5 protein-coding genes and 1 tRNA gene are annotated in these 8,665 nt (G+C 39.4%); 4 read left to right on the top strand and 2 right to left on the bottom strand.

Annotation, left to right across the window (positions count from 1 at the left end; all coding sequences use genetic code 11):
* Positions 1 to 362 precede the first annotated feature (362 nt).
* A complete protein-coding gene (locus AB1630_01585; protein ID MEW6102501.1) occupies positions 363 to 1,025 on the top strand; it encodes a site-specific integrase in 663 nt (220 codons plus the stop codon).
* 33 nt (positions 1,026 to 1,058) lie between these two features.
* On the opposite strand, the gene AB1630_01580 is transcribed toward AB1630_01585, so the two are convergent.
* Positions 1,059 to 1,132: transfer RNA gene (locus AB1630_01580), tRNA-Thr, on the bottom strand.
* A 38-nt stretch (positions 1,133 to 1,170) separates the two neighbouring features.
* Between AB1630_01580 and AB1630_01575 the strand changes: the two genes are divergently transcribed.
* From AB1630_01575 to AB1630_01565, 3 genes are all read left to right on the top strand, one after another.
* Positions 1,171 to 1,575: a hypothetical protein gene (locus AB1630_01575; GenBank protein ID MEW6102500.1), complete on the top strand. Its 405-nt coding sequence runs from the start codon at positions 1,171 to 1,173 to the stop codon at positions 1,573 to 1,575.
* A gap of 184 nt (positions 1,576 to 1,759) precedes the next feature.
* On the top strand, positions 1,760 to 4,717 hold the full coding sequence (gene fdnG, locus AB1630_01570) for a formate dehydrogenase-N subunit alpha (protein ID MEW6102499.1): 2,958 nt from the start codon (positions 1,760 to 1,762) through the stop codon (positions 4,715 to 4,717).
* 1 nt (position 4,718) lies between these two features.
* Entirely contained in the window at positions 4,719 to 5,453 is a 735-nt protein-coding gene (locus tag AB1630_01565) for a 4Fe-4S dicluster domain-containing protein (protein ID MEW6102498.1), read from the top strand.
* A gap of 157 nt (positions 5,454 to 5,610) precedes the next feature.
* Here AB1630_01565 and cooS read toward each other — a convergent pair whose 3' ends face one another.
* Positions 5,611 to 8,631 carry an anaerobic carbon-monoxide dehydrogenase catalytic subunit gene (gene cooS / locus AB1630_01560; GenBank protein MEW6102497.1) on the bottom strand — a complete coding sequence of 1,007 codons (3,021 nt, stop codon included), beginning with the start codon at positions 8,629 to 8,631 and terminating at the stop codon, positions 5,611 to 5,613.
* Between the last annotated feature and the right edge of the window lie 34 nt (positions 8,632 to 8,665).

The following is an 8,665-nucleotide window of genomic DNA, read 5'->3' as shown; positions in this document are numbered from 1 at the left end:
TTTGATGGTATTTAACAAAAAAATCTATAAAGGAAAAAAGAGATTATCTTTTTGTGATGTGTTTTTGATATAATATATCCTGTTTAGAGGTAATTCTGGACAAAGGTAGCGAAATATAGGAAATTAAGAAAATAGCTAATCATACATTTAGGGAGCTTGGAGAAAAATATCTATTATAGATTGATGGAAGGAAAAAATCAGCAAGGTTAAAAGGTTATTTTATAAGTCAATTGATAGAAAGATTTGGTTTGTTGCCTTTAAGGAGATTTAATACAAACTTTGTAGAACAATTACAGACTGACAACATTAGCAAAGGGCTTAAACCAACAAGCAATAATAAAATTTTAAGTATATTAAAGCATATGTTTACCAAAGCTGTAGAGTGGGATATGGTAGAATCAGAAATATTAAGGCGTATTAGAAAGGTAAAGCTATTAAAGGATGAGGGAAAGCGTTTAAGGTATCTATCAAAAGAGGAATGCCAGGCATTGATTGATGCTTGTGATGAGCATTTAGAACCTATTGTTATTACTTCCCTAAATACTGGAATGAGAAAAAGTGAGATATTATCCCTTAAGTGGGAGAATATTGACCTGGCAAATGGCTTCATTCTATTAGACAAAACAAAGAATGGAGAAAGAAGGGAAATTCCTATCAATGATACCCTCAGATATACCTTAAAGAAAACCTTAAAGCGATTAGATACTCCCTATGTATTCTATGATTCCAAAACAGGTAAGCCTTATCAGGATGTCAAAAGGAGCTTTGCAGGAGCTTGTAGAAGGGCAAAAATAAAAGACTTCTACTTTCACGATTTAAGGCATACATTTGCTTCTCATCTTGTTATGGCTGGTGTTGATATTACCACTGTCAAGGAGCTTTTAGGACATAAAACCTTGACCATGACTTTAAGATATGCCCATCTTACACCTTCTCATAAGGTTAAGACTGTGAACATACTAGATAATGTTTTTAATGAAGATAAACTATACAAAAACTATACAATTCTTGAAATTATAAGATAAATATAATGGCGAAAAGCCTTGAAATATCTATAAAGCCCACAACCAGAATCGAACTGGTGACCTCATCCTTACCAAGGATGCGCTCTAACCGTCTGAGCTATGTGGGCTTTTATAAAATTGTAAATTATAAATACAAAAATTGCAAATGAATTGGAAAGAAAAGGATAAGAAGGTAAGGGATGTTTTGGTAAAGAGGCTCTTTCTCTTAAGGGAGAAAATTGAGGAAATTTTAAGAAAGAAGGAGCATAAAGGCAATCTTAAAGAGGCAAATAATACCCTTTCCCTTATTAAGGCAATTGATATGTGTCTTGATGAAATAAGGTTCACAAACTATGGCTATTCTGATTTTGAAATAAAGGATTATGAAACAATAGAGGAAAAGCAAAGGGAAATCTTTGAAACACTTGAGGAAATAGAAAATTCTGATTTTACCCATATAAGGGATGTCAAAGAAAGGATAGAAAACCTCAAAAAAGACTACGCTGAGATAAAAAGCCTGATTATGGCTTTAATTCCACACAAGAAGAATGAAATAATAGAAGACAGATAAGCGATATCATAGAGCTATCTGTTGGCTCTGGTGGAAAGAGGATGAGGGAATTTATCCTGTGGATTAAGGCTTCTTTCCATTTTAACTGGCGAGCTGTTTCCAAGAATTTGTTAAAAAAAATTTGACAAGAAAGGATAAGGTATTTTAAACTTGGGAAGATATGAAAACTATGGAGGTATAAAAGATGAAGCTTACAAGAAGAAACTTCTTAAAGGTAACAACGACAGCGGGTGGTGGCTTATTCTTAAGCCAATTAGGGCTCTTTGACCTAGGCAAGCCAAAGGCTTATGCTGAAGAGCTTAAGGTAAAGTATGGGAAGGAGACAACATCTATCTGCCCATATTGTGCGGTTGGTTGTGGCGTTATTGCTACAACAAAGGAGGGAAAGCTCATAAATTCAGAGGGAGACCCAGACCATCCCATAAACCAGGGTGCTTTATGCAGCAAAGGCTCTGCCATTTATCAAATAGTTAATAATGAAAGAAGGGCAACAAAGGTTCTTTATCGGGCTTCAAAGAGCAACAAATGGGAGGAAAAGGATTGGGATTTTGCTATATCAGAGATTGCAAAGAGGATAAAGGCAACTAGGGATGCTACATTTGAGGCTGATGTAAATCGGACAAGGGCAATTGCCTCATTAGGTGGTGCTATGCACAACAATGAGGAATGCTATTTGTGGATAAAGCTTATGAGGGCAATTGGTCTTGTATATTTAGAGCATCAGGCACGGCTGTGCCATTCATCCACTGTAGCCGCATTGGCTGAATCCTTTGGAAGGGGGGCAATGACCAACCATTGGATTGACATCAAAAATTCTGATTGTATTATGATAATTGGCTCAAATGCCTCTGAATGCCATCCTATGTCATTTAGATGGATAACAAACGCAAAGGAAAATGGGGCAAAGCTTATTGTTGTTGACCCAAGGTTCACAAGGTCAGCAAGCAAGGCAGATATTTATGCACAAATGCGCTCTGGATGTGATGTTGCCTTTATTGGAGGGATTATAAACTATTGCCTCCAAAATAACCTCTATCAAAAAGAATATGTTATAGAATATAGCGATGCCTCATTTCTTATTAACCCAGATTTTAAGCTATCCGAGGATATTGGGCTATTCTCAGGATATAATCCAGAAAAGAGAAGCTATAACAAGGCAACATGGAAATACCAATTAGATGAAGCTGGTATTCCAAAGAAAGATAAAACCTTACAAGACCCAAATTGTGTATTCCAATTACTAAAGAAGCATTATTCAAGATACGATGTAGATACAGTAATAAAGATTACAGGAACACCAAAGGATATATATCTTAAGGTCTGTGAGACATTCTGTGCCACAGGAAAGCCAGATAAGGTAGCAACAATAATGTATTCAATGGGAACTACCCAGCATACAAATGCTGTCCAAATGATCAGGGCATATTCAATTATCCAGCTCCTTTTGGGAAATATTGGTTCTGCTGGTGGTGGAATAAATGCAATGAGGGGCGAGGGGAATGTTCAAGGCTCAACCGACCATGCCCTCCTTTTTCATATCCTTCCTGGCTACCTTAAAGCACCAACAGATAAAGAGCTTGACCTAAAATCATACATTGATAAGTACACACCAAAATCAGCTGACCCTAAATCTGCCAATTGGTGGCAGAATACATCAAAGTATATTGTCTCTCAATTAAAGGCATTCTATGGAGACAATGCAAAACCAGAAAATGATTTTTGCTATTCTTATCTTCCAAAGAACTCAGGAAATTACTCATATATCTCCCTCTTTGAGGCAATGTATGCAAAGGAAATAAAGGGATGCCTTGTATTTGGACAAAACCCCTGTGTCTGTAGCCCAAACCTTAATATGAGCTACAAGGCATTGGAAAACCTTGATTGGCTTGTGGTAATGGATTTATGGGAGACAGAAACCGCTGATTTTTGGAAAAGACCAGGGGCAAATCCAGCAAATATAAACACAGAGGTATTCCTGTTGCCAGCATCTTCATCATTAGAAAAAGAGGGCTCTATTACAAACTCTGGAAGGTGGGCACAATGGAGGAATAAGGCGATTGAGCCATTGGGAAATTCAAAGCCAGATTTACAGATTGTAGATAGGCTTTACAAGGAATTAAAAGCCCTCTATGAGAAGGAATCTGGAACATTTTCGGAAGCCATTGTTAATCTTAATTGGAATTATGGAGAGACCCCAGATCCTAATCTTGTAGCAAAGGAGATAAATGGATACGATGTGAACACAAAGGCACAAATAGATGGCTTTGCAAAGTTAAAGGATGATGGGACAACATGCTGTGGCAATTGGATATATTGTGGCTCATACACAGATGAAAATAGAATGGCAAGGAGAGACCCACAAGATGCCCCAAACAATATTGGTCTATATCCAAAATGGAGCTGGTGCTGGCCAGTTAACAGAAGAATCCTCTACAATAAGGCATCTTGCGATACAGCTGGAAATCCCTTTGACCAAAATCGTGTTGTTGTTAAATGGAATGATATTGATAAGAAATGGACAGGCGATGTTCCAGATGGTCCCTGGCCTCCTGCTGACAAATACCCATTCATTATGAAACAAGAAGGCTTTGCAGCATTATTTGGCCCAGGTCTAGCAGATGGCCCATTTCCAGAGCATTATGAGCCACAGGAAAGCCCGGTTATAAATATTTTGTCAAAGCAACAGAATGACCCGTCTACAAAAATATGGAATGCTGACCTTGATTTATGGGGAAGCCCAGATAAATTCCCCATTATTGCAACCAGCTTCAGGCTAACCGAGCATTGGCAATCAGGGGCTATGACAAGGAACCTTCCCTGGCTATGTGAGCTTGTCCCTGATATGTTTGTAGAAATAAGCACAAGCTTAGCTAAAGTAAAGGGAATAAAGCATGGCGAAAAGATTAACATTCTCTCTGCCAGGGGAAAGGTTACCTGCTATGCCTTAGTAACTGAGCGGATAAAGCCATTCCAATTAAATGGAAAATCCTACGAACAAATTGCCCTTCCCTGGCACTTTGGCTATTCTGGCATTGCAACAGGCGATTCAGCAAATAGACTAACAGCAAACATCGGAGATGCCAATACAATGATTCCCGAGTATAAGGCATTTTTATGCGATGTAATAAAAGGAGGTAAATAAAATGGCAAAATTAGGTACTTTGATTGACACATCAAAATGTACGGGGTGTAGGGGATGTCAGGTTGCTTGCAAGCAATGGAATGGCTTGGAAGCTGAGAAAACCCAATTCTTTGGAGGCGAGGGCTATCAAAACCCAAAAGAGCTATCCGGGAAAACATTTACCCTGGTTTTCTTTAAGGAAAAAGCCGAAGGAAATAATCTTCAATGGCTATTCAGAAAGCATCAATGTATGCAATGCACCATTGCATCTTGTGTAAATGTCTGCCCGGTAAAAGCATTAAGCAAGCATCCAGATGGCTATACTGTCCGTGATAGGGAAAAGTGCATTGGCTGTGAGCTTTGTGTTCAAAATTGCCCATTTAAGGTTCCAAGGATGGCTGAAGATAAAAAGGCAAGTTCTTGCAAGTATTGCATAGATAGGGTTCAAAATGGCTTAACCCCAGCCTGTGCAAAAGCCTGCCCTTCAGGTGCAATCCAATTTGGAGAAAGGGAGAATTTGTTAAAAATAGCCAAAGATAGGGTTAACTTTTTTGGTGGCAAAGCAAATCTCTACGGAGAAACCCAATGTGGCGGTCTGGGTGTTCTTTATATCCTTTTGGATGACCCAAGTGTTTATGGCCTTCCAAAGTCTCCAAAGACAGCACAAATGCCAGATTGGAATGAATTGGTAGACGCCCTTTCTAAATTTAGCCTTTTAGGAATTGGGGGAATGGCGATAGAAAGATGGGAAAGATAATATACGCAAATAAAATTGGTTTTCAAGTGTCAACAACCCCTATTATCTGAAATTTTTCTGTCAGTAAGCTCTCTAATTCTCCTTTACTTCTTACTTATTTCATTGCTTTCTTTAAATATTAGCTAAACACGTACAAATTTTAAAAAAAACTAGAAAACTAAAACTTAAGCTCCCTTCTTGCTTCCATGTCGTAGAGGATTCTTTCTTTTGGTTTGTTTATGCCTAATGCTTCTCTTTTTTTGTCAATATGAGCAATCAATAATTCTGCCATTTTGTATGGGTCTGGTTCATAAGCCCACATTCCGCCGGTTAAACCTTCGTATTCCTCAAATAAATGCCTGGTGGTAGCTTTGCTTCCTAGGGTTGGAAAATTTACGCCAAAGGCAACCAAGAGACCCGTTGCCATAAAGTAGTGACCAATGGCAATTGCCTTTTCTGACATCCATTCTGGGGCACAGCCAGCAATAGGTAAATGATGAACATCATCACCAAGCCCACCCACCTTAACCATTTCTGCACCTGCAACCAAAAGCCTTGAATTGTCAACGCAGGAACCACAATGGAGGACAGGAGGCATGCCGGTGGCTTCACAGACCTCAGCTAATCCAGAACCAGCAAATTTTGCCGCCTCAGGGGTCAACAAGCCTGCCTTTGCACAGGCTATAGCTGCACAACCTGTTTGAAGCACTAAAACATTATTTTTAATAAGCTCCTTTACCAGAGGGATATGAATGCTATCTAGGGCTACCCTTGGGTTATTGCAACCAACAGCACCAACCACGCCACGGATTTTCCCATTGATGATATTATCATTTAAAGGCCAGTAGGATGCCCTAAATCTTCCACCAAGCATATAATTTACATATTCATGGGTAAACCCGGCAACCAAATCCATAGATTCCTCTGGAATATTTACCTTTTCTTTTTTCCTATTTTTAAAATTTAAAATCGCGGTTTCCACAATTTTTTCGGCTGACACAAGGGCATTATGTGGGTCAAATTCAATGTGCAAAGCCCCTGGGATTTTGCCTTTTGATGATGTTGAAATGACCTTTGTGTGGTAGCATTGGCTAACCTTTGGCAAGGATTGAAAGATGCATTGAACATCCACAACCATTGCCTCAACAGCACCTGTTGCTATGGCAAGCTCTTGCTGTAAGAAATTGCCTGCAAGGGAGATACCATGACGCATCAAGACCTCATTTGCTGTGCAGCAAATGCCTGCTAAATTTATGCCTTTTGCACCCTCTTTTTTTGCCAATTCAAGAAGCCTTGGATTTTTTGCAGCCTCCACAACCATCTCAGAAAGCAATGGCTCATGACCATGGATAATAATATTAACACAATCCTCCCTTAAAACCCCAAGATTAACCCGAGAGAGTATGGGTTTTGGACTGCCAAAAAGAATATCTTGCAATTCTGTTGCAATCATAGAGCCACCATATCCATCAGCTAAGGCACACCTAGAGCCCTGAAAGAGGATATTTCTATAATCCTGGTCTACGCCGATGTGTGTCCTGTGCATTATCTCAACAACTTCCCTGTCTATGCCACGCGGTGTCATACCCAATTTTTTCCAGACATTCTGTCGGGTAAGGGGCATCCTTTTTATAAAGGTAAGCTCACCCTGCTGTTTTCCAAATTCAGCTAATGCCTTTTCTCCCAGCTCCTTGGCAATCTCATATTTATCCTTTCCCTCGGTTTCAATATCAAAGTCTTTTGCTACCTTATAAAGTTTCTCTACATCCTTTATGCTATAGCCTGGTGCCTTTTTCTCTGCTACCGCAATTAAGATTTCAGCTACCTCCCTTCCATGGTCAGAGTGTGCAGAGGCACCTGCTGCAATCATCCGAGCAAAATTCCTCGCCGAGATTGTTCCTATGGTTGCTCCACAAAGCCCTGTTTTATCTCCCCTCTCCTGTTCCTCCTCAGATTCATCCTTAAAGCTTAATCGGCAAGGACCCATCGCACAATGCTTACAACATGCACCCTTTTCTCCAAAGGGACAGGGTTTTATCTCCTGTGCTCTATCAAAAACTGTTTTTGCACCATCGTTTTTTGCCTTTTGTAAAGACACATCCCTACTACTATAAACCAAAGCCTCCTTTTTCTCAAAAAAGCTAGAGATGTCTTCATCTATCCAGGATGGTTTATAGCTATCACCAGGGTGCCTTTTAACACCTTCAATTTTCTCCTCTTCCTTTGCAACATAAATGGCTTCTTCCTTTTTTATCTGTCTCTTTTCCTCTATCTTTTCCTCCCTTTTACCCCTTAATTCATTTATGAGCTCTTTAAGGAGCTTCATAGAGGAAGGATGTCTCATAACCAAAATATCAGCTCCAGCAAGGAGAAATGAAATGCCTGTTATTGCCTCCCAAAGAATACCCCTTTTTTCTATATCACCCCATTGTGGATTATCCTCCCTTAATTCCTTTATCTTCCAGCAATCCTTTCCTGTCTCTACAAATATGGGCATCTTAAGCTTTTCATCCCCTGCCTGAAGGGCGGCTTGCCTTATCCTTTCAATTATAGAATATGTATATTCCAAGCCATAGCCCAATGCAGAGCCTGTTGGGTCTATAAATATTTTATTGTCGGAAAGACCGAGGTTTCCCAATAGGATATTTAGCTGCTTTGCAAGGTTAACATCAATAGGTGTTTGTGCAGAGACATTGTGTTTATAGCCTAATGCTGCTGCACCAATGGGTTTATAGTTATCCTCTGTTGCTGCTCCAAGCAAAATATTCTTTCCTTCGCAAGCTGATGCTATCTCCTTTAGGACAATGCTATCTTTTTCTATATTTCCGCATCCTAGGACAATCAAGGGAGCAGGGATATTAGAAGATACATCCTTTGCTGTTTTGGAAGCATCAGAAGGAGACCTATTGCTTCCAAGTGGGTCTGTAGACATAAGCTTAAGGCAAATTATATCCGCACCATAAGAAATTGCCTTCTTTGCCCAAGAAACAGGATTATTCAAGACATCCTCGTATGGCTTCATAACAGAGCCTGGCCAATTTAAAGGAGGCTCATCCCATATCTCTAAAGCAATCCTCGGTGGATTTGGAATATTCCCTTCAAATTCATAGAAAGGTAGGGTATTTTCCCCTCCTATCTTTAATCCACCTATCTCTCCCTCTATGATAGATGTTTTATAGGTTTCTTTATGAGTTTCCATTTTAGAAAAAATTTTACATTAAAAGCGTTAAAAG

It is taken from the genome of bacterium, assembly GCA_040753555.1.
In the GTDB taxonomy this organism is placed as follows: Bacteria; UBA9089; UBA9088; order UBA9088; family UBA9088; genus JBFLYE01.
Note: the sequence above shows the minus strand (reverse complement) of the source record. Positions and strands in the feature narration are given on the sequence as shown.